We start from the raw sequence: 21,082 nt of genomic DNA, 5'->3' as shown, positions 1-21,082 counted from the left end.
GTCAGTATTTTAGGCTGGCCTAAAAATTGTGGAGTATGGCAGAACACAGACCGTCAGCCGCGAACGGGGATATCTGCGTGATCGTCCCCACGATCCGGGAGTACGAGTGTATTCGAGCGTACGTCGAAAACGCCCGCACGCACGGGTTCGACGTCTCGCGGCTCCACTTCGTGCTCGTCACCGAGGACTTCTGTGACGTCGCGGAGATGCGTGAGATGCTCGACGAGCTGGGCGTCTCCGGCGAGGTCTTCGACGGGGCGCGCCGCGAGGAGTGGTACGCGGACAACGGGGTCGTGGAGTACGGCCACGTCGTGCCCGCCGCCAGCCACGCCGAGACGAGCTTCGGCCTCCTCTACATGTGGGCGAACCCCGAGTTCGAGTACGGGGTCTTCATCGACGACGACACGCTCCCGCACGACGACGAGGACTACTTCGGCCGTCACATGGCGAACCTCGCGTTCGAGGGGGAGATCGAGCGCGTCAGTTCGGACGAGCACTGGGTGAACGTCCTCTACCAGAACGCCGACGAACACGGGCTCTACCCGCGCGGCTACCCCTACTCCGCGATGGACGAGACGGTCGAGACGGGGACCGCCGACGTCGAGTCCGGCGAGGTCGTCGCCTCACAGGGGTTGTGGACGAACGTTCCCGACCTCGACGCCGTCCGGATCCTGATGGACGGGGACCTGGAGGGGCAGGCGCAGACCCGGACGACCGCCGACGACTTCGGCGAGGACTTCGTCGCCGCCCGCGGCAACTACCTCACGGTCTGTTCGATGAACCTCGCGTTCCGCCGCGAGGTGATCCCCGCGTTCTACCAGCTGCCGATGGACGACAACGAGTGGGACGTCGGCCGCTTCGACGACATCTGGTCGGGGCTGTTCTTAAAACGCGCCTGCGACGTGCTGGGCAAGCGGATCTACAACGGCGGGCCGCTCTGTGAGCACAACAAGGCCCCGCGGTCGACGTTCGACGACCTCGCGAACGAGGTGGCGGGGCTGGAGCTGAACGAACACGTCTGGGAGGTCGTCGACGGGGCGGGCGACGACGCCGACTCGTACGCGGCCGTCTTCGACGAGACGGCCGACGCGCTCGCGGAGGGCGACTTCTCCGAGTGGAACAACGGCGCGTTCCTCAACCACTGTGGCGAGTACATGCGCGACTGGCTCGACTGCCTCGACGCGATCCGGCGGACGCCGGCGCCCGCGGACGACTGAATCGACACGATTAAACGTATTTAGGTAAGCCTAAAACACATGACCGGACACGAACTCGACGGACACGACGACGGAAGAAACGTGCGACGACGGCGGTTCCTCGCCGCGGCCGGCTCGGTCGGCGTCGCCGGGATCGCGGGCTGTTCCGGCAGCGAGGACGAGGACGCGGGCGACGGCGGTAACGGCGAGGGCGGCGACGGAAACGGTGGCGGAGACGGCGGCGGCGACGCCGAGGACTCGCTCGGCCAGATCGGCTCGGGTCGCGAGGGTCGCGGTGCTCCCGGCGGGACGCCGATGGCCGAGATGCCGGAGCTGTCGGGCGAGCTCACCGTCTACTCCGGCCGCGGCGAGTTCCTCGTCGGCGAACTGGTCGGCTACATCGACGACCTCTACGACGACCTCGAGTTGACCGTTCGCTACGGCGGCTCGACCGACCTCGTCAACCAGATCGCCAACGAGGGACAGGGGTCGCCGGCGGACGTGTTCTACTCTGTCAACTCGGGCGCGCTCGGCGCGCTCGCCGACGCCGGACGCACGCAGGCGCTCCCTTCCGACGTGGCCGAGAAGGTCCGATCCGAGTTCCGCACCGAACAGTGGGTCGGTACCTCCGGACGGGCCCGAACGGTCCCGTACAACACCGACGAGTACGACGAGAGCGACGTGCCGGACGACGTCATGGCGTACCCCGAGGAGTTCGACGGCGACCTGGGATGGGCCCCGTCGTACGGCTCCTGTCAGGCGTTCGTGACCGCGATGCGGCTGCTCGAGGGCGAGGAAGAGACGCTCGAGTGGCTGGAGGCGATGGTCGAGTCCGGCGCCACGGCGTACCCGGACGAGTTCCGGACCTGTCAGGAGATCGCCGACGGCGCGATCGACGCGGCGTTCACGAACCACTACTACATCCAGCGCGTGCTCGACGGCAACCCGAACGCGCCGATCGCCACCGCGTTCACCGAGGGCGACGCGGGGGCGATGTTCAACGTCGCCGGCGCGGCGGTCGTCGACACCGCGAGCGACGCCGACCTCGCGTCGAACTTCGTCCGCCACCTGCTGTCGGCGGAGGCACAGGACTACTTCGCGCGCTCCACGTTCGAGTACCCGCTCATTCCCGAGGTCGAGCCGATCGGTGACCTCCCGACGATCGACGAGCTCGACGTGCCGGACATCGACCTGACGAAGCTGTCCGACCTCGAGCCGACGATCGACCTCATGCGCGAGGCCGGCGTTCAGGTCTGAACGGTCACTCTACCGCCCGTGTCTACTTCTCTCTCCGGTCTCCGTCCGCGCCGCCTCGCGATCCGCCTCCGCGAGCGGCTCGCCCGTGCAGACCGGGTCACTGCGGCCGCGGCGCTCGTCTCGCTCGCGGCCGGCGTCCTGACGTTCGCGATCGCCGCCACCGTCTTTTCACACCACTCCGCGAACCACGATGAGGGGGTCTACCTCACGCAGGCCGCGCTCCTCCTCGGCGGCCAGCTGGAGTTCCACGCCGGCGCGCTCGCGGACGCCTTCCACCCGTGGTTCTTCGTCGAGGACGGCGGCCGGCTCTACCCGAAGTACAACCCCGTTCCGGCGGCGACGTTCGCGGTCTCGATGGGGCTGTTCGGCGAGCCGCGCGTGACGCTCGCGGCGATCGCCGCCGGCAACGCCGCGCTCGTGTACCTGCTCGGGTCGCTGACGTTCGGCCGGCGGGCTGGCCTCGCCGCGGCCGTCCTCTTCGCCGCGTCGCCGATGGCGATCGCGACCTCCTCCGCCTTCCTCCCGTACGCGCCCACGACGTTCTTCAACCTGGTCTTCGCGGTCGCGTACCTCCGGAGCGTCCGCGACGGCTCCCTCCGAGCCGCCGGCCTCGCGGGGATCGCGATCGGGGTCGCCTTCTTCGCGCGCCCGTACACCGCGGTGTTGTTCGCCGCGCCGTTCATCCTCCACGCGCTGTGGCGGGTCGGACGGGCGGCCGCACGCGCCGACGGTCTCTCGCCGCTTCCGAACGTCTCGTCGCTCCCGGACCCGATCCGCCGCCACGGGCTGACCGCGATTTTCGGCACGCTCTTCGTCGGGATCACGCTCGCGTACAACGTCCGGATGACGGGCGACCCGCTCGTCTTCCCCTACCAGGCGTTCGCGCCGATGGACGGCCCCGGCTTCGGCGAGCGGCGGATCCTCGGGCACTCGGTCGAGTACACCCCGGCGCTGGCGCTGGAGTCGAACCGGTACGCGATCCAGGAGATCGCGACGCGCTGGCTCGCCGGCGGCCCGCTCGGGACCGCGCTGGCCGCGATCGGCGGTGCGGTCGCGATCCACGGCTGGCGTGCCCACGGGGACGTGAGCGGCGCTGCGGCCGTCGACGCCGCCGGCTCTCCCGACTCCCCCGGCTCGCCCGGATTCCGCCGGACGGCCGCCCTGCTCCTCGTCGGCGTCGCGGTCGCGGTCGTCGTCGGTAACCTCTTCTTTTGGGGGACGCACAACGCGCTCGCCGACCTCTCGGACCCGACCGACGGGCTCGCGTCGCTGTTCGGCCCCTTCTACCACTTCGACCTCCTGGTGCCGCTGTCGGTGTTCGGCGGGCTCGGCGTCGCCGCGGGACGGCGCGTGCTCTCCTCGGCGCGCGAACGGCTCGCGAGTCGGGGGGTCTCCCCCGCGGTCGCCCGCGTCGCGGTCGCGGTCGTGGTCGCCAGCGCGGTCGTCGTCGCGGGCGTCGCCGCCGTGGACGCCGCCTCGGAGCCGATCGAGCGGAACGCCGCGGTCGACGCGAAACACGAGGCGGCGTACGCGCCGATCGACGAGACGACGTTCGAGGACGGGCTGGTGTTCCTGCCCACGCCGTACGGCGAGTGGCAGAACCACCCGTTCCAGTACCTCCGGAACGAGCCGGGGCTCGACGGCGACGTCGTGTACGCGCTCGAACGCGATCCGGTGGAGGACTTCGCGGTGCTCGACGCCTATCCCGACCGAACGCCGTACCGCTACGCGTACCACGGCACGTGGACCCCGAACCCCGACGTGTACGTCACGCCGGAACTCGAGACGCTCGACCGGCGGTCCGGCTCCGAACTCGACGCCGAGACGACCGTCGAGGTTCCCGAGCGCGTCGCCCGCGCGCAGGTACGCGTGGATCCGCGTCGGGGCGGCGATGGCGGTCCGGACCACGTCTCCTACACCGTGACGGACCCCGGAGAGTCGCTCGCGGTCGACTGGACGGTGACGCCGGAGGGCGTGCGACTGCCCGGCTCGGCGGCGGACGCCGACGCCGACGAGCCCGTCCCGTTCGACCCCGAGGGCGACGTGGTCGCCGTGACGGTGACGCTCGTCGATCCCGCGGGTTCGACGTTCACCTACCGGCAGGAGGTGACGGTCCGGGAGACGGAGGGAGGCGAGGCGGGTACCGAGGGCCCCGGCGTCGAGGCCGTCTGGCCCCCCGAGCGCTCCACGTGTCGGCTCGTCACCGAGTGCGGGAACGAGGGGACGTACCTCCCCGACGCGCCCGACACCCACCCCGAGTGGGCCGCCTTCGAGACGGACGCCGAGGCGAGCGGCGACTGAGGCGGCCGCGTATCACCGGCGAAACGCTCGCTCGCGTCGGCGGTCCCGTTTCACGCACGCGCCGCCGCGAGCGGGAACGCGGTTCCGCGACCGGGTCCTTTTCGTTGTGGGGCGCGGATCCGGGCGTCATGTCCCGAGTCACGATCGACGACGTCGAGGCCGCGGCGGCCCGGTTCGCCGACGCCGACATCGTCCAACGCACCCCCGTCCAGCGAAGCCGATCGCTCTCCGACCGGTGTGGCGCCGAGGTTCGGCTGAAGATGGAACACCTCCAGCGCACCGGCTCGTTCAAACCTCGCGGCGCGTACAACGCGATCTCCCGGCTCGTGGAGTCGGAGCCGTCGGCCGAGCGGGTCGTCGCCGCGAGCGCGGGCAACCACGCGCAGGGGGTCGCGCTGGCGGCGACCGCGGCGGGGCTCGACTCGACCGTCGTGATGCCCGAGTCCGCGCCGGGCGCGAAGATCGAGGCGACGCGGTCGTACGGGGCCGACGTGGTCCTCGAGGGGGCCGTCTTCGCCGAGGCCATGGACCACGCGCGGACGCTCGTCGACGACCCGCGAACGCGGTTCGTCCACGCCTTCGACGACCCGGACGTGGTCGCCGGACAGGGGACCATCGGGTTGGAGGTGCTCGATCAGGCACCCGACGTCGACACCGTGCTCGTCCCCGTCGGCGGCGGCGGGCTGGCGGGCGGGGTCGCGACCGCGGTGAAGGCGCGCGATTCCGACGTGCGGGTCGTCGGCGTCCAGACCGAGGGTGCCTCGACGCTCTCGGAGAGCCTCGCTGCGGGCGAGCTCGTGACCCGCGAGGAGCCCGACACGATCGCCGACGGGATCGCCACCGGCGGGATGAGCGACCTCACCTTCGACCTCCTCGAGGCGCACCTCGACGGCGTGGTGGTCGTCAGCGACGACGACGTGGCCGCCGCGATCCTGCTGCTCTTGGAGCGCGCCAAACAGATGGTCGAGGGCGCGGGCGCGACCGCCGCGGCCGCCCTCCTCGACGACCGACTCGTCGCGGAGCTCGAGTTGGCCGGCGAGACGGTCGTCCCGCTGCTTTGCGGCGGGAACATCGATATCACGTCGCTCCAGGAGGTGTTGACCCACGCGTTGGTCGATCGCCACCAGCTCGTCGAGCTGGTCGTCCGCATCGACGACACGCCGGGGAAGATGGGCGAGATCGCGACGCTGATCGGCGAGGAGCGGGCGAACATCCGGACCGTCCGCCACGAACGGAGTCGCCCGGACCTCCCCGTCGGCGACGCCGACCTCGTCTTCGAGGTGGAGACGAACGGCCCGGCCCACATGGAACGGGTCGTCGAGGCGGTCCGCGGGGCGGGCTACGAGGTGGCCTCGCGGACGGACGTCGGCTCCCGGCGGTAGCGCGGGGGATCGCGATCCCCTACTCGGGTGCGACCCACCGGAGCGCGTCGGACGCCGAATCGAGCAGCGTCCCGAGGTGGTCGGCGTCGGCGGTCGTCAGCGTTCCTCCCGCCTCCGCAACGAACTCCCCGACCGGCGAGAGCGGGGCGTTGTCGTCGCGGGTACCGTGCCACGCGCGAACCGGGAGATCGAGGGAATCGGGATCGACCGACCCGGTCGCGAACGACCGGCTCTCGCGCTCGACCGCGCTCGCGCCGCTCCCGAGCGCACCGCCGAGCACGCCCTCGCCGCCGCCGAGCGCCTCGTGGAAGTCCGCGGCGACCGCCCGCGCGACCGCCGGCGACACCGACCGGTCGGTGTACTGGGAAACGACCGTCTCCGGCCCCGAAACCGACGCGAACGCGCCGAACAGGGGAAAGAGGAGCCGGATCGCGTACGGGATCCGGGCGAGCCCGGCGAGGCCCTCGTCGCTCGGGGGGACGACGGCGCTCACCAGCGCGAGCCGGGTCGTCCGGTCGCTTTCGGCGGCCGCGATCGCGAACGGGCCGCCCCCGGAGAACCCGAGCAGTCCGGCTCGGTCGACCGACTCCGCGCGGAGCACCCTACTCAGATCCGCGCACCAATCGCGCCGTCCCCAGTCGTCCGGCGGCGGCGACGAGCGCCCGTATCCGGGTCGGTCGGGGGCCACGAGCCGGACTCCCGCCTCGCCGGCGACCTCCGCGAGCAGCGCCGCGAACAGCCGCGAGCCGGGGGTGCCGTGGTGGAGGACGACCGGCGGGCCGTCCGCGGGGCCGCAGACGGCGTAGGCGATCTCGCGGCCGTCGGGGAGATCGACCGCGGCGGTTCGGAGGCTCCCGTCTCCGGCGTCCTCGTTGCGGTCGGTCCGAGGTAGTGGGTCTCCGGCGTCGTCGGTCCCGGAGGTCGCGTGTTGATCCATCGGTGGATCGGGATTTCGGTCCCGGTCCCATAACGCGTCGGATGGCTCAGGTTCCCGTTGTAGTCTTTCGGCGGTCCCGATCGAGCGTCGAGCGTACCGCTCCGGCGACGATCCGACGATTTCAAAGCCTCCCCGCGGGTATCGCCGCGTAATGAGTCTCGTCGTTACCGACACCCTGGAAGACGAGCGCGTCGAGTTCACGGCCGACGGCGACGTCACGCTGTACGTCTGTGGACTGACGGTGTCGGACGACCCCCACCTCGGCCACGCCCGGCTCTGGTTCCACGCGGACGTGCTTCACCGGTGGCTCGAGCACCTCGGCTACGACGTGCGACACGTCGAGAACGTCACCGACGTCAACGAGAAGATCACGGCCCGCGTGGGCGAGCGCGACGACTGGAGCGAGGAGCGCGACGTGGCCGAGGCGTTCACGGCGAGCACTTTCGCCGCGATGCGCGGGCTGAACCTGCTGCGCGCGGAGGTGTACCCCCGCGTCACCGAACACGTCCCGGAGATCGTCGACCTCGTGGAGGCGCTGGTCGAGAAGGGGTACGCCTACGAGGCGAACGGCTCCGTCTACTTCGACGTCACCACGTTCGACGACTACGGGAAGCTCTCGAACCAGGACGTCGACGAACTGGAGGCGCAGGGCGAACCGGACGAGCGGTCGGAGAAGCGCCACCCCGCGGACTTCGCGCTCTGGAAGGCCGGCGGCGTGAGCGAGACGGCCGTCCGCGAGCACGCCAAACACGACCACGGCGAGTCCGTCCCCGAGGGCGAGACCTGGGAGTCGCCGTGGGGCGAGGGACGCCCCGGCTGGCACGTGGAGTGTTCCGCGATGTCGACGACGCACCTCGGCGAGACCCTCGACGTTCACATGGGCGGGCGCGACCTCGTCTTCCCGCACCACGAGAACGAGATCGCCCAGTCGACGGCCGCGACCGGGGAGAAGTTCGTCCGCCACTGGCTCCACGTCGGCCTGCTGGCGATGGAGGGCGAGAAGATGTCCTCGTCGATCGGCAACTTCTGGACCGTCCCCGACGCCTTGGAGGAGCTCGGCGTCAACGTGGTCCGGACCTTCTACGCCGGGGCCGCCTACCGCTCCGAGCAGGCGCTCACCGAGGAGACGATCGCGGAGGCCGAGGAACGGTGGGATCGGCTCTCGCGCGCCCACGAGCGCGCGGTCGACGCGCTCGACTCCGTCGACGCGTACGCGAAGACGGTCGACGAGGAGCTTCGCCGGGCGGTCGCGGACGCTCGCGAGGAGTTCGAGACGGCGATGAACGACGACCTCAACCTCCGGGAGGCGACCGCGGCGCTCCTGGCGCTCACCGACGCCGTGAACCGCCACGTCGACGCGGAGCACCCCTACGACTACCGCGGGCTCCGCGAGGCCGTCGAGGCCTTCGAGGAGTTCGGCGGCGACGTGTTGGGTCTCCAGTTCGAGACCCCCACCGACGGCGACGTCGGCCTCGCCGGCGAGCTGGTCGAGCTGATTCTGGACGTCCGCGAGGCCGAACGCGAGGCCGGCAACTACGAGCGCGCCGACGAGCTCCGGGACGCCCTCCGCGACGTGGGCGTCGAGATCGAGGACGGTCCGGACGGGGCGACGTACCGGTTCGAGTAGGGCCAGCCGAGGGGCTCGGCGGGTCGGGACCGGACACGATCGTGATACATGTTACATGGGACCACATGTCGTCAGGGTTTTATTTCATTCCGCGTGCTCGAGCGAGGTATGGCGATCAGGAATCGCGGGACCGTCTTTTGGCGTATTCGATCACGGAACGGGTTCGGGAGGTCGGCGTGGTAACGACGTAACACGCGCACAAAACCAGAATGACGGAACTCGTCCCGCTGGTCGGGCTCACGCTGGCGATCGCTGCCGCCGTTCTCTTGGCCGTACAGAACCTGTGTATCCGGATCGGCACTGCGACGGGCGACACGAGTGACGCGGTCGTCGTCGTGATGGGCGTGAACCTCGTTTTCGTCGCACCGCTGGCCGCGATCCGCTACTACCCGGAGTACGGGCTCTCACGGGTGGCGCTCGGGGCGTTCGCCGCGGCAGGAGTCGTCGGCCTCGTCCTCGGACGGATCTGTCTGTTCGCGGGGATCGAGCGGATCGGTGCGAGCCGAACGACCCCGATCGTGTCGGCCTCGACGCTCGTCGCCGCCGTGCTGGCGGTGGGGCTGTTCGATGAAACGCTCACGCTGCCACATCTCGCCGGGATCGTCTGTATCGTCGGCGGGGTCGCCACCATTTCGTGGGTGACCGCCTCGACCGATCCGTCCCACGACTCGTTGCGGGAGGTGGGTACCTCGCTCTTGTTTCCGGTGAGCGCCGCGATGTTCGTCGGCATAGAGCCGATACTCGTCAGGGTCGGACTCGATACCGGCACGCCGATCCTCGTCGGACTCACCGTGATGATGGGCACGGCATTCGTCGGCTACGCCGGATATCGGAGCCTGAACGAGCGCCCCGTACCGTCGTTGTTCGGGAACCCACACATGCGATGGTACGTCGGCGCCGGACTGGCGAGCACGGTCGGGTTGCTCGCGTACTTCGGGGCGATCGCGTCCGCCCCGGTAGTGATCGCGATCCCGATCACACACACCGCCCCCCTGATCGTCATCGCGCTGTCCGTCCTGTTCCTTCCGGAACGTCTCGAGCGGATCACGTGGCCGCTGGTCGCGGCTGCGGCGGTCGTCGTGGTCGGCGCGTCACTCGTCACGTTGTCGGGGTGAACGGAGTCCTCGCGTTCGGTCGCGACGGACGGGAACGCGGGACGGACCGACCGAGACGCGCTACTCCAACACGTGCTGGGTGTCGTACGACCCCAACACCCGAACCCACCCGTTGTCGGCGATGGCCTCGACGTCTTCGACCGCCTTCGCCATGTGGTCCTCGTAGAGCCCAGCCTCGACGTCGAAGTGGAAGAGGTAGTCGCCGAGGCGCTCGCCGCTCGGGCGCGACTCGATCCGCGAGAGGTTCAGGTTCCGGTCGGCGAACGCCTCCAGCAGTTCGAGGAGGAGGCCGGGGTAGTTGGCGTTCGGGTACACGATGAGCGTGGTCTTGCCCCCGGCGTCCGAGCGGGCGCTCGTGGGGCCGACCACGAGGAATCGGGTCGCGTTCGAGGTGCGGTCCTGGATGTCCGCGGCGAGGATCTCGAGGTCGTCGCCGGCGTTGTCGGGATGGCCGATGCCGGCGACGCGGGCGTCCTCGCGGGCGCGCTCGACCCCGCGGGCCGTCGAGGCGACCGCCTCCAGCCCGGCGTCGGGGTGGTTCGCCTCCAGCCAGTTTCGACACTGCGCGAGCGCCTGCGAGTGGCTGGCGACGAGATCGAACTCCGAGGACTGCGCGAGCAGCGCGTGCCGGATGGGGGTGACGACCTCGCGGGTGACCGCGACCTCGTGGTCGGCGAGCGCGTCCAGGCTCTCGGAGACGGACCCCTCGATGCTGTTCTCGATGGGAACGACCCCGCGCTCGAACTCGCCGCTCGCGACGGCGTCGACGATGGCGGTGACCGACTCGCGGAACGACACCTCTGCGGCGACGGCCCGCGCCGCGCGGTGGGAGTACGTGCCGGCGGGACCGAGCGTGACGGCGTTCATCGCGTCGACGTAGACGTCGGGGTGCGAAAAGCGTGGTGGGACCGGGCGTCGGTCGGCGGCGGCCGGCGGCGAGGGCGACCGCCGCCGCTCACAGCAGTCCGGGGTCCTCGTCGTACCGCTGGAGCCACACGAACTCGCCGGTGTCGAACGCGAACGCGACCGTCCCGCCGTCGATCCAGCCGTCGACGACCGTCGGCGAGCGGACCTCGAGCTCCCGCGTCCAGGCCCGGTCGCCGCCCGCGTCCGCGGCGTCGACCGCGACCGCCTCGCCGTCCGGGTCGACGAAGTACGCGCGCCCCGCGTCGACGACGAGGGAGCGGTGACGGTCGCGGTCGGGCGCGACCCCGGTCCGCCACAGCGGGTCGCCGGAGTCCCGGTCGAGGACGTGGACCTCCCCCCGGCTCACGGCGGCGACGCGGTCGCCCGTCACGGTCGGCGGCGGCCCGCCGCCGTCGACCCCGGTACGCCACGCCTCCGCGCCGTCGGGACGCTCGAGCGCGAGCAGGTCGTCGCCCTCGCGGAGGACGACCAGGTCGCCGTCGACGACGAGGCTCGATCCGGTCCCGGACGCGTGACGCCACCGGCGGGAGCCGTCGGGCGCGAGCGCGACGACCGCGTCGGCCGTCGCGACGACGACGCCGTCGGGACCCTCGGCGTCGGCACACCACAGCCCGCGCACGTCCCCGCCGACCTCGGCCGTCCAGTCGACGTCCCCCCCGCGGGCGGCGATCACGACAGGGCCGCTCCCGACGTACGCGCCCAGTCCGTCGGCCGCGAGCGGCTCCGTCTCGCGCCGTTCGACGGGATCCGTCCCCGCCGCCGGCGTCCCGGTCACGTCGGCGAGCGACGCCCGCCAGTCGGGGGTGTCGACGGGCCGGGACGGTCCCTCGTCGTCCGCGTCGAACCCGTCGCCGTCGTCCGCGTCGCTCGTCCGGTTCGCGCCGGTTCCGTCGCTCCCGCCGTCCGAGTCGTCCTCGCCGTCCATCCCGGCCGCGTCGTCCGCCGTGGGCGTGACGGCGACCACGCTCCCGGTCGACTCGCGGAGGTAGGCCCGCTCCCCGGCGGACCCGAGCGCCAGCCCGACGCTCGTCCCCTCGTGTCGGAACGACCCGACCGCGTCGGCGTCGCGGTCGATCACGTCGACGGCGGTCCGCTCGCCCTCGAAGGGCGAATCGCCCGACTCGGCGAACGCCAGCCGGTCCCCGGCGGTCGCGTGGGCGCTCCAGCCGGCCATGAAGACGCCCGAGCCGCCCGCGAGCTCGCGGGCGCGGACGTCGCCGCCGCCGTAGGCGTACCCGCACCCCGCGAGCGTCGCGATCGACCCCGTCGCGAGCGCGGCGAGCAGTCGGCGGCGGTTCATTCGAGCTCCCCGGCGATCTCCCGGAGCCGGTCGATCCGGTCGGCCGTCGGCGGGTGCGTCGCCGGGAAGACGTCCGTCGACACCAGCTCCGCGTCGGTGAACGCCCGCCCCTCGAGCGGCGCGACGTACAGCGCCTCCGCGCCGCCGTCGAGCGACCGGAGGTCCCGGTCGGGCACGTCCGCCATCCGCTCGTCGAGTTTCCGGAGCGCGCTCGCGAGCGCGGTCGGATCGCCCGTGATCGCCGCCGCGCCGCGGTCGGCGGCGTGCTCGCGGTACCGCGAGAGCACCCGATGGACGAGCACGCTCGCCGCCCAGAACATCGCGGAGACCGCGAGCGTGACGACCGCGGTGACGAGGAGGACGAGGATCGCCTTCGCCGCGCCGTCGCCGCCGTCACCGTCGCCGCCGTGACCCATCGTCCGCGCCATCCCGTAGAGGACGTACGCGGCCGCGGTCGCGACGTAGTAGGTGACCGTCGGCAGCAGCCACGCCACGGTCATCACCGTGGCGTCGTCGTTGGCGAGGTGTGACACCTCGTGGGCCAACACCGCCTCCAGCTCGCGCTCGTCGAGGGCGTCGAGCAGCCCCGTGGTGACGACGACGGCCGCGCCGCGGGGCCCCTGAACGGCCATCGCGTTCGGCGCGTCGTTGTGCGCGACCGCGACGTCCGGCGGCTCGACGTCGGCCGCCTTCGCCAGCCGCGTGACGCGCGCGTGGAGATCGGGGTACTCGTCGGCGTCGACGCGTCTGGCGCCGATGCTGCCGAGCACGATCGAGGGGCCCTTCCAGGCCTGAAGTGCCAGCCCGCCGGCGACGACGACGACCGCGAACAGCGGGTCGACGTACACCCGACCGTGGTAGGGACCGCTCCCCTGCCACTCCAGAAGCGGGAGCAGAACGGTGTTCGTCACGAAGACGAACGCGTAGATGAACGCGAACGGGAGGACGGCGACCAACGCGATCGCGACGAGCAGGCGACGCCGGAGGCCGGGGTCCTCGGGGAGGCTCGCGCGGTTCTCCGGGGAGGTCGTGGGGCGCTCTGCGAGGGTGGAGGGCATCGCTCGCGCGTTGTGAGCGATACGATAAAAACCTCTCGCGCGTGGACGGGGACGGGACGGCGGAGAGCGCGCGGGCGTCGGCTCGACGCTACGCGACCGGCACCCCTACGCGACCGGCGTCCGCTCGACGACGGTCCCGTTCACGGTGGGGTACTGCTCGACGATCTCGCCCTCGTCGAGGTCGCCGTCCTCGACCATCTCCTCCAGGAGCCACCACGCGACCTCGACGTGGTTCGTCTTGACCGTGTAGAACTCCTCGGGGACGCCGAGCGCCTCGAACCGTTCGGGGGCGGCGAACGCTTTACCGTAGACGAGCGTGCCGTCGTCGGTCACCTCGTCGAACTCGCGCCGGACGTTCCGTGCCATCCGCTTGAGCCGGTTGCGGTGTTGGGCGGCGTCCTTGAACACCGACGTACAGAAGTACACCTTCTCGTGGGAGGCCATCTCCTCGACGATCGATGCGTCCTTCGATCCCTCGACCGCGGACATGTGCCCCTCCTGAAGTTCGAACCCCTCCGCTTGCATCCGACGGTAGTTCCCGTCGCTCATCTCGAACTCGTTGACGTTACAGAACTCGGCGGCCCCCTCGTCGAGGAACTCCAGGAACTCCGGCTCCGCGCGGATGCCGGGGATCTCGAATGCGGGCGTGAGCCCCTCCTCGCGGGCGACGTACAGGATCTCCTCCCACTCCGTGCCGTGCATGTCGCCCCACAGCTCTAAGGGCGGGTGAAAGCGGATCTCGTCGAGGCCGGCCTCCGAGAGCCGGCGCATGTTCTCTCGGCCGCCGGGGATCCCCGTGTAGAGGTGGGTGTGGTGATCCTCGCCGAACTCGTCTTTCAGGAGTCGAAGATACCGGGTCGTCTTCGCCATCGCCTCCTGGGGCTCGCCGCCCGTGATCGAGGTGCCGAGCGCGCTCATGCGTTTGGCCTCCTCGATCACGTCCTCGTCGGACTCCACCTTCCGCTCGTTGGCGTACACGTCCGTGACGTTCTTCCGGTTCTCTCCGAGGGGGCAGTAGAAGCAGTCCCGCTGGTCGCAGTAGCCGTAGACGAACAGCACCATCTTGCCGCCCTTGGCGCACTGTTCACAGCCCTTGGAGATCATCTACGCCCCGATACTCGCTCCGACGTGAAAAAGCGTCCGAAGCGCCGTCTCGGGCGCGAACCCCCCCACACGGGTCGCGAGGGCGGTTCCGGCCGGTCTCGAACACAAAGTATGTACGCCCGCTCGCTCGGAGGGGAGGTATGGAACGCACCGCGACCGCGCCGGAGGCGACCGAGGGGGAGGGCCGCGACGGCGAGGGCGACGCCGACGGGAGCGTCACCAGACGCCGGGCGATCGCCGCCGGCGGGTCGCTCGGCATCGCCGGGCTCGCCGGCTGTACGGCCCTCGATTTCGTCACCGGCGGCGACCCAGTCGAGTTCACCGCGGAGGCCGCGACGGTCTCGGACGCCGCGCTCGAGGAGACGGGCTACGAGTCCCAGGGCGTGACCGACGACGAGATCACCCGCGAGTTCGAGGCGGCCGGCCAGACCCGCGAGGTCGAGGTGACGAACCGGATCGCCGAGTACGACCGCGGCGTCGACTTCCTCGGCCAGCGGTACCGGGCGGCGGTGTTCGCCGCGCTCTCGACCCCGCAGGTCGAGGTGCTCGGCCGGACGTTCAACCCCGTCGCCGAGATGAGTACCGACGAGCTGGCGACGATGCTCCAGAACCGCTATGAGGGGATAAGCGACGTCGAGCGCGCCTCGGAGTACACCACCGACGTGGTCGGGACCGAGACGACGGTCGTGGAGTACGAGGCCGAATCGGAGCTCGCCGACGGCGGGGCGACCGTCGAGATGACGCTCCACGTCACCGAGCCGACCGAGGTCGGCGACGACTTCGTGGTCTGTCTCGGCGCGTATCCGCAGGTCATCAGCGACGGCGACAACGTCCGGCGGCTGTTGAACGGCGTCGAACACCCAGGCGCGTAGGGTCGGCGGGAGACGGGCAACTCCGCTGTCGTCCCCCTTTTCCGACATCGGACGGCATGAATCAGTCTGTCGCTAAAGAGTGCGCACAGCTCCCTTCGCTCGCAGTTTCTATCGCTGGAGTCTGTCCGAGACACGGGCGTCTCCCTGTGGATGAACGTACTGCGAACAAAGCGAGCGGTACACGACTCATCACTACCGACTGGTTGTGAATCACGAGTGAGTCACCCGTATTGCCCACGAGAAGGTCGGACGGTCTCACCCGCCGAGCGTTTCATCGGAGCGGGAGGACCGCGAGCCGAAAGCATATGCCGACCCCTCGCATACCCCCGGTGAATGCTGCTCGTCCTCTGTGTCGACCTCGATGACGACCTCGGCCGAAAGACGGGGATCCCGACCCCGGTGATCGGCGACGACGACGTCACCGAGGCCGCGGTCGCGCTCGCCACCGCCGACCCGGAGGACTCCGACGTGAACGTGCTGTTCCAGGGTGTGACCGTCCACGACGAGCTGGCCGCCGAGGGGGAGGCGGTCGAGGTCGCGGCCGTCACGGGCGTCGACGGCCCGGACGTGAAGGCCAACCGCGCGGTCGGCGCGGAGGTCGACCGCGTCCTCGCGGAGCTGTCGACCGGCGAGGACGTCTCGGCGATCGTGATCACCGACGGCGCACAGGACGAGTCGGTGCTCCCCGTGATCCGCTCGCGGATGCGGATCGACGGCGTCCGGCGCGTCGTCGTCCGGCAGGCGCAGGACCTCGAGTCGCTGTACTACACGATCAAGCAGGTGCTCGCGGACCCCGAGACCCGCGGCACCATCCTCGTGCCGCTCGGAATCTTACTCCTCATCTACCCGCTCGTGGTCGTCGCGAACCTCTTCGACGTCGAGGGCGCGGCCGTGCTGGGGCTGATCTCCGGCGGCGTCGGCCTCTACTCGCTCTTCCGTGGGCTCGGGTTGGAGGAGACCGTCGACGGCGCGGCCGATTCCGTCCGGAACGTGCTCTACGCTGGGCGGGTGACGCTCGTCACCTACATCGTCGCGCTCGCGCTGGTCCTCGTCGGCGGGGTCCAGGGCGCGGAGACCGTCGAAGCCGTCCGCGGCGTCACGGACGGGAGCCTCCCGCCGAGCGCGACCGTCACCGCGTTCGTCCACGGCTTCGTCCAGTGGCTCGCGGTCGCCGGGGTGACCTCCAGCCTCGGACAGATCACCGACGAGTACCTCGCCGGCCGCTTCCGGTGGCGGTACCTCAACGCGCCCTTCTACGTCGTCGCCATCGCGGTGGTGTTGTACGCGGTGTCGGGCTTCTTCCTCCCGGCGGCTCCGGGGGTCACGGCCCTGGCGCTCGCGGACCTCGCGATGGCGCTCGCGGCCGGGACGCTGCTCGGCGTGTTGAGCACGCTCACGTTCGCGATCGCGGAGTCACAGCTCCCGTCCGGAGAGCCGACCTGAGTCACGCGAGGCGGAAAAAAGACGACGCCCTCACTGCGGCGTCCACTGATCGCAGGCCTCCATGTCGTCCATGACCTCGTCGTAGTGGCCGCAGTAGGGCCGCATCCCGTCGTCGGTCCGGACGTAATCGAACTCCGCGCAGTTCCCGCAGTAGGTGTCGCCGGGGCCGTCGCGCGCGGTCCCCCCAGTCGCCCGCGATCCGGCTTCCGAGCCGTCCGGTCCGCTCGGTGCGTTCGGGGCGGCCGGCGCGTCCGCTCCCGACGGCCGGTCGAGCGGCGAGGAGAGGTCGGCGGACGCGCTCCCGCCGTCGCTGCGACCGGACGGCGTGGTCGAGGAGAGACCGAGCGAGTCGGCGGGCGCGGACCCGCCGCTCGGACCGGAGCCGGACTCGCCGGTCGACGCCGGGTGCGACTCGCTCCTCGACGGTGAATCGGCGGTCGGTCCGGGGGCGGCGTCCGCCGTCTCCGTCGGTTCCGAGCGGTTCGTCTGCGTCTCGACGTCCCCGTCGGGGGTGCCGCCGAGGAGCCCGACGCCGCCGCCGAGTCCCCTCACCCGATCGCGTTCGACCTCTATCACCTTCGTCTCGCCCTTGTGGGTGACCTCCATCGTCACCGTTCCGCCGGGGTCGTTGCGGGTCTTGAAGTTGGCGACGCCGACGAAGACGCACCACATCGTCGTCGCGGCCCCGAGGAAGTAGACGCCGGCGGTCGGGAGCGTGAGGTCCACGAGCTCCGGGCGCGGCCCGCCGACCCAGTGGTTCGGGTACGCCTGCGAGAACAGCGCGACGCCGAGCGCCATGATCGCCGCGCCGACGACCGACGCCACGCGAGTGCGCCGGTCGGCCGGCAGGACCGCCATCACGCCGAGCGTGATGAGCGGGACGCCGCTCCCGCCGAGGATCCCGCCGAGACGTCTCGCCGCGCCGGAGGTGTACCCATTCGGCACGAGCACCTCCGCGGCCACGAGGATCCCCGCGACGAGGAGCAGCGTCCCGCCGACGAACAACCCCGCACCGATCGACAGCCGTCGCGGGTCGACCTCGGAGCGTCCCTTCCCCCCGTACGCCTCCGAGAGACTGGTCATGCGCCTTCTTCGTCGGCCACCGTGAAAACAGTACGTCAGACGCTCATCCGATCGGAGGCGATCGCCGACGGGAACGCTCGCCGACGGGAACGCTCGCCGACGGGAACGCTCGCCGACGGGAACGCTCGCCGACGGGAACGCTCGCCGACGGGAACGCTCGCCGACGGGAACGCTCGCCGACGGGAACGCTCGACGGCCGTCGTCGGTCGTCACCGGCCGTCGGTCGGCCGCGCCCGTCGGATCAGACGATCGCGTCCACGTCGACGTGGGCCTCGAGCAGCGCCGCCATTCGTTCGACGGTGCGGGCGTCGCGGGTCCGGCCGCCGCTGATGACCGCCTCGACGCGGTCGATCGCGGTGGCGGTGTCGGTGTTCACGGCGAGCACGGCGGTCCCGGCCTCGGCCGCGCGTCCGAGCACCGCGCCCGAGGGACGGTGGCCGCCGGTGAGCACGAGACACTTCACGCCCGAGGCGTCGAGGGCGGCGGTCTGGACGTCCGCGCGGTCGCCGCCCGTGATCACCGCCGCGTCGCGAGCGCGCCGGAAGTGCCGGAGCGCCTCGTCGCCGCCCATCGCGCCGACGAGGAACCGCTCGACGAACGCGTCGGTGGAGCCGTCGGTAAGCAGCTCCGCGCCGAGTTCGTCGGCGAGGTCGCCCACGGTGACGCCCGCGAGCTCCTTCTCGTGCGGGAGCGCCCCGAAGACGGCGATCCCGCGGGACTCGAGGAAGGGGATCCCGTCGTGATCGAGCGAGTCGAAGGCCGCGTCGCCGACCTTGTTGAAGACGACGCCGGCGAGCCGGTCGCCGAACGCGTCGGCGGCGGCGAGCACCTCGTCGAGGTCGCCGGGCGTTCCGTACTCGGCCACGAGCACGACCCGCGCGTCGAGCAGTTCGGCTACGTCCACGTCGGTGAGGTCGACGACGCCGCCGGTCGTCCAGTCGCCGCCCCCCTCGACGAAGACGTGGTCGCGGTCGGCCGCGATCCCGTCGAACTCCTCGCGGATCCGCTCGTGGAGCGCCTCGGGGTCCTCGGTGCCGCGGATCGCGCCCTCGATGAACGTCGGCGAGTAGACGACGGGCTCCATCTGATGCATCTCGGCGTCCAGACCGAGCACCTCGCGGGCGAGCATCGGGTCTCGGTCGAGCGTCTTGCCGACGTTCGACTGGAGCCGCGTCCCCTTCGGTTTCATGTAGGCGACGCTCCGATCGCGGTCGGCCGCGAGCCGCGCGAGCGCGACGGTGATCGCAGTCTTTCCGGCTCCCTCTCCGGTCGCGGTGACGAGTGTGGTGGTATCTGTCATTGGTGGGGTTCCTCGGTGTCGGCGTCCTCGGCGTGAGGCGTCTCGAGGTCGAGCTCCTCGGGGTCGACGGTGAGTCGGACGTCGACGGCGGCGACGTTCGCGTCGCCGTCGGCGTCGGGCAGTGCGACGAGCGGGTTGACGTCGAGCTCCAGGATGGCGGGGAAGTCGGTGACGAGCTGTGAGAGCCGGCCGATCGTCTCGATCACGGCGTCGAGATCGACCGGGTCGCGGCCGCGCGCGCCGCGCAACAGCGGCGCGGAGCGTATCTCCTCGGTCATCCCGCGGGCCTCCGGCTCGGAGACGGGCGCGACGCGGAAGGCGGTGTCCTCCATCACCTCCACGAAGATCCCGCCGAGCCCGAACATCACGAGCGGGCCGAACTGCGGGTCGCGGTTCATCCCGACGATGGTCTCGACGCCGTCGTCGAGGTCGACCATCTCCTGGAGTTGGACGCCGAGGATCGTCGCGTCCGGCTGGTAGTTGCGTGCGCGGGTGATCAGGTCCTCGTAGGTGTCGGCGGCGTCCGCGTCGGCGACGCCGACCGCGACGCCGCCGATGTCCGACTTATGCAGGATGTCCGGCGAGACGATCTTCATGACCACGTCGCCGTCGATCCCGGCGGCGACCTCGCTCGCGCGCTCCGGCGAGTCGACGATCTCGCCGGCGGGCGTGGGAATGCCGTAGGCGTCGAGCAGCTCCATCGCCTCCACGCCGAGGCGGTTGTCCTCGCGGTCGCGGACCGAAGAGAGCACCTCGCGGGCGCGGGCGCGGTCGACGTCGAACGACATCGGGTCGGCGTACTCGCGTTCCCTGATGTCGCGGTACTCCGCGAGCGTCGCGAGGCTCTCGATCCCGCGGGCGGGGTCGAAGTAACAGGGTATCCCCGCCGCCTGGAGCCTCCGTTTCGGCTCGCGCGTCCGGTCGCCGCCCATGAGGCAGGCGGCCACCGGCGCGTCGGTGTCCGCGACCGTCTCGCGCACCGCCTCGCCCAGCTCGTCGAACTCGAGGGTCGCGGTCGGGGCGGCCAACACGAGCGCGGCCCCCACGTTGTCGTCGGCGATGACGGTCTCGAGCGCCTCGCGGAACCGGTCGACGTCGGCGTCGCCGATCACGTCGACGGGGTTGTGGACGTTCGCCTCCTCGGGCATCGACTCGCGTAACGCCGCGGTGGTCTCGCCCGTGAACGAGGCCAGCTCGAGGCCGGCGTCGCCGACCGCGTCGGTCGCCATCACGCCGGGTCCGCCGGCGTTGGTCACGATCGCGACGCTGTCGGTGTCGGGCAGCGGCTGGCTGCCGAGGATGCCGGCGGCGTCGAACAGCTCGTCGACCGACTCGGCGCGGATGACGCCGGCCTGATCGAGGCCCGCCTCGTACGCCCTCTCGGAGCCGGCGAGCGTGCCGGTGTGCGAGGAGGCGGCCCGCGCGCCGGCGCTCGTTCGACCGGACTTCACGGCCACGATCGGGGTGTCGGCGGCGGTCTCACGGGCGGTCTCGATGAACTCGCGGCCGTCCTCGATCCCCTCGAGGTAGCCGATGATCACGTCCGTCTCCTCGTCGTCTCCCCAGTGGTCGACGAAGTCGGTCTCGTCGAGGACGGCCTTGTTCCCGAGCGAGACCACGTCCTTGAAGCCGACGCCGTTGTCGTTGGCCCAGTCGAGGACCGCGGTGACGAACGCGCCGGACTGACTCATGAAGGAGAGCCCGCCCGGCAGGGCGTTCTCGGGACCGAACGTGGCGTTCATCCCCGAGGGCGTCGACATGATCCCGAGGCTGTTCGGGCCGACGAGGTTCAGATCGTACTCGGCGGCTATCTCGGCGAGGCGACGCTCGCGGTCCGCGCCGTCCTCGCCCGTCTCGCCGAACCCCGCGGTGATCACGACGACGTTGTCGACCCCCGCCTCGCCGCACGCCTCGATGGCGTCCAAGACGATCGAGGGCGGAACGACGACGACCGCGACGTCGGCGTCGGCGTCGCCGACCGCGTCGACGCAGGCCGTCCCGAGCACCTCGTCGTAGTTCGGGTTGACGGGGACCGTCTCGCCGTCGAAGTCAGCGAGCAGGTTGGACGTGACGGCGCGCCCGACCGCGCCCTCGCGGGCCGTCGCGCCGACGACCGCGACCCGATCCGGGTCGAACAGTTCGTTGAGCGTACCCATCGGGTCCACCTACGCGGACTTCCG

General features: G+C 71.0%; 16 protein-coding genes. 8 read left to right on the top strand and 8 right to left on the bottom strand.

Translation table 11 applies throughout. From position 1 onward, the window contains the following. Window positions 1–35: 35 nt before the first annotated feature. From NO889_RS03585 to ilvA, 4 genes are all read left to right on the top strand, one after another. On the top strand, window positions 36–1,217 hold the full coding sequence (locus NO889_RS03585) for an alpha-1 4-glucan-protein synthase (RefSeq protein WP_256410884.1): 1,182 nt from the start codon (window positions 36–38) through the stop codon (window positions 1,215–1,217). Window positions 1,218–1,256: 39 nt separating this feature from the next. Beyond that, entirely contained in the window at window positions 1,257–2,453 is a 1,197-nt protein-coding gene (locus NO889_RS03580) for an extracellular solute-binding protein (RefSeq protein WP_256410883.1), read from the top strand. Between the two features lie 18 nt (window positions 2,454–2,471). Beyond that, window positions 2,472–4,754 carry an ArnT family glycosyltransferase gene (locus NO889_RS03575; protein WP_256410882.1) on the top strand — a complete coding sequence of 761 codons (2,283 nt, stop codon included), beginning with the start codon at window positions 2,472–2,474 and terminating at the stop codon, window positions 4,752–4,754. 128 nt (window positions 4,755–4,882) lie between these two features. Then, window positions 4,883–6,136 (top strand): threonine ammonia-lyase, encoded by a 1,254-nt coding sequence (gene ilvA / locus NO889_RS03570; RefSeq protein ID WP_256410881.1) that lies wholly within the window; start codon window positions 4,883–4,885, stop codon window positions 6,134–6,136. A gap of 19 nt (window positions 6,137–6,155) precedes the next feature. On the opposite strand, the gene NO889_RS03565 is transcribed toward ilvA, so the two are convergent. After that, complete coding sequence (locus NO889_RS03565; protein ID WP_256410880.1) at window positions 6,156–7,073, bottom strand: alpha/beta fold hydrolase; 918 nt, start codon at window positions 7,071–7,073, stop codon at window positions 6,156–6,158. 151 nt (window positions 7,074–7,224) lie between these two features. Here NO889_RS03565 and cysS point away from each other — a divergent pair, with 151 nt between their 5' ends. Both cysS and NO889_RS03555 read left to right on the top strand, forming a co-directional pair. After that, complete coding sequence (gene cysS, locus NO889_RS03560) at window positions 7,225–8,700, top strand: cysteine--tRNA ligase (protein ID WP_256410879.1); 1,476 nt, start codon at window positions 7,225–7,227, stop codon at window positions 8,698–8,700. A 209-nt stretch (window positions 8,701–8,909) separates the two neighbouring features. Beyond that, window positions 8,910–9,815 (top strand): DMT family transporter, encoded by a 906-nt coding sequence (locus NO889_RS03555; RefSeq protein WP_256410878.1) that lies wholly within the window; start codon window positions 8,910–8,912, stop codon window positions 9,813–9,815. 60 nt (window positions 9,816–9,875) lie between these two features. Here NO889_RS03555 and pheA read toward each other — a convergent pair whose 3' ends face one another. The 4 genes from pheA to NO889_RS03535 form a co-directional block, all read right to left on the bottom strand. Continuing rightward, entirely contained in the window at window positions 9,876–10,682 is an 807-nt protein-coding gene (gene pheA / locus NO889_RS03550) for a prephenate dehydratase (RefSeq protein ID WP_256410877.1), read from the bottom strand. 88 nt (window positions 10,683–10,770) lie between these two features. Further along, window positions 10,771–12,042 carry an outer membrane protein assembly factor BamB family protein gene (locus tag NO889_RS03545; protein WP_256410876.1) on the bottom strand — a complete coding sequence of 424 codons (1,272 nt, stop codon included), beginning with the start codon at window positions 12,040–12,042 and terminating at the stop codon, window positions 10,771–10,773. Next, entirely contained in the window at window positions 12,039–13,100 is a 1,062-nt protein-coding gene (locus NO889_RS03540) for a M48 family metalloprotease (protein WP_256410875.1), read from the bottom strand. Before NO889_RS03540 ends, NO889_RS03545 begins: the two co-directional genes overlap by 4 nt. A 105-nt stretch (window positions 13,101–13,205) precedes the next feature. Then, window positions 13,206–14,204 carry a radical SAM protein gene (locus NO889_RS03535; protein ID WP_256410874.1) on the bottom strand — a complete coding sequence of 333 codons (999 nt, stop codon included), beginning with the start codon at window positions 14,202–14,204 and terminating at the stop codon, window positions 13,206–13,208. A gap of 140 nt (window positions 14,205–14,344) precedes the next feature. Here NO889_RS03535 and NO889_RS03530 point away from each other — a divergent pair, with 140 nt between their 5' ends. Together NO889_RS03530 and NO889_RS03525 are read left to right on the top strand one after the other, a co-directional pair. Further along, the gene (locus NO889_RS03530; RefSeq protein ID WP_256410873.1) at window positions 14,345–15,076 is read left to right on the top strand and encodes a DUF6517 family protein; all 732 of its coding nucleotides are present in this window, start codon (window positions 14,345–14,347) and stop codon (window positions 15,074–15,076) included. Between the two features lie 333 nt (window positions 15,077–15,409). Beyond that, on the top strand, window positions 15,410–16,519 hold the full coding sequence (locus NO889_RS03525) for a DUF373 family protein (RefSeq protein WP_256410872.1): 1,110 nt from the start codon (window positions 15,410–15,412) through the stop codon (window positions 16,517–16,519). Between the two features lie 30 nt (window positions 16,520–16,549). On the opposite strand, the gene NO889_RS03520 is transcribed toward NO889_RS03525, so the two are convergent. From NO889_RS03520 to NO889_RS03510, 3 genes are all read right to left on the bottom strand, one after another. Next, window positions 16,550–17,602, bottom strand: coding sequence for a cell division protein CdpA domain-containing protein (locus NO889_RS03520; RefSeq protein WP_256410871.1), 1,053 nt, complete (start codon window positions 17,600–17,602; stop codon window positions 16,550–16,552). Between the two features lie 241 nt (window positions 17,603–17,843). Continuing rightward, the gene (locus tag NO889_RS03515; RefSeq protein ID WP_256410870.1) at window positions 17,844–18,902 is read right to left on the bottom strand and encodes a phosphotransacetylase family protein; all 1,059 of its coding nucleotides are present in this window, start codon (window positions 18,900–18,902) and stop codon (window positions 17,844–17,846) included. Continuing rightward, window positions 18,899–21,058: an acetate--CoA ligase family protein gene (locus tag NO889_RS03510; protein ID WP_256410869.1), complete on the bottom strand. Its 2,160-nt coding sequence runs from the start codon at window positions 21,056–21,058 to the stop codon at window positions 18,899–18,901. The genes NO889_RS03515 and NO889_RS03510 overlap by 4 nt, the downstream gene beginning before the upstream one ends. Window positions 21,059–21,082: the final 24 nt, after the last annotated feature.

It is taken from the genome of Halorubrum rubrum, from assembly GCF_024494685.1.
Lineage (GTDB): Archaea > Halobacteriota > Halobacteria > Halobacteriales > Haloferacaceae > Halorubrum > Halorubrum rubrum.
The sequence above is the reverse complement of the archived record's forward strand: the minus strand, read 5'-3'. Positions and strand labels throughout refer to the sequence as shown.

Coding starts and splice junctions, on each gene's coding strand:
- NO889_RS03585 (WP_256410884.1), top strand. CDS start 36: ATGGCAGAACACAGACCGTCAGCCGCGAACGGGGATATCTGCGTGATC.
- NO889_RS03580 (WP_256410883.1), top strand. CDS start 1,257: ATGACCGGACACGAACTCGACGGACACGACGACGGAAGAAACGTGCGA.
- ilvA (WP_256410881.1), top strand. CDS start 4,883: ATGTCCCGAGTCACGATCGACGACGTCGAGGCCGCGGCGGCCCGGTTC.
- NO889_RS03565 (WP_256410880.1), bottom strand. CDS start 7,073: ATGGATCAACACGCGACCTCCGGGACCGACGACGCCGGAGACCCACTA.
- cysS (WP_256410879.1), top strand. CDS start 7,225: ATGAGTCTCGTCGTTACCGACACCCTGGAAGACGAGCGCGTCGAGTTC.
- NO889_RS03555 (WP_256410878.1), top strand. CDS start 8,910: ATGACGGAACTCGTCCCGCTGGTCGGGCTCACGCTGGCGATCGCTGCC.
- pheA (WP_256410877.1), bottom strand. CDS start 10,682: ATGAACGCCGTCACGCTCGGTCCCGCCGGCACGTACTCCCACCGCGCG.
- NO889_RS03545 (WP_256410876.1), bottom strand. CDS start 12,042: ATGAACCGCCGCCGACTGCTCGCCGCGCTCGCGACGGGGTCGATCGCG.
- NO889_RS03540 (WP_256410875.1), bottom strand. CDS start 13,100: ATGCCCTCCACCCTCGCAGAGCGCCCCACGACCTCCCCGGAGAACCGC.
- NO889_RS03535 (WP_256410874.1), bottom strand. CDS start 14,204: ATGATCTCCAAGGGCTGTGAACAGTGCGCCAAGGGCGGCAAGATGGTG.
- NO889_RS03530 (WP_256410873.1), top strand. CDS start 14,345: ATGGAACGCACCGCGACCGCGCCGGAGGCGACCGAGGGGGAGGGCCGC.
- NO889_RS03525 (WP_256410872.1), top strand. CDS start 15,410: ATGCTGCTCGTCCTCTGTGTCGACCTCGATGACGACCTCGGCCGAAAG.
- NO889_RS03520 (WP_256410871.1), bottom strand. CDS start 17,602: ATGACCAGTCTCTCGGAGGCGTACGGGGGGAAGGGACGCTCCGAGGTC.
- NO889_RS03515 (WP_256410870.1), bottom strand. CDS start 18,902: ATGACAGATACCACCACACTCGTCACCGCGACCGGAGAGGGAGCCGGA.
- NO889_RS03510 (WP_256410869.1), bottom strand. CDS start 21,058: ATGGGTACGCTCAACGAACTGTTCGACCCGGATCGGGTCGCGGTCGTC.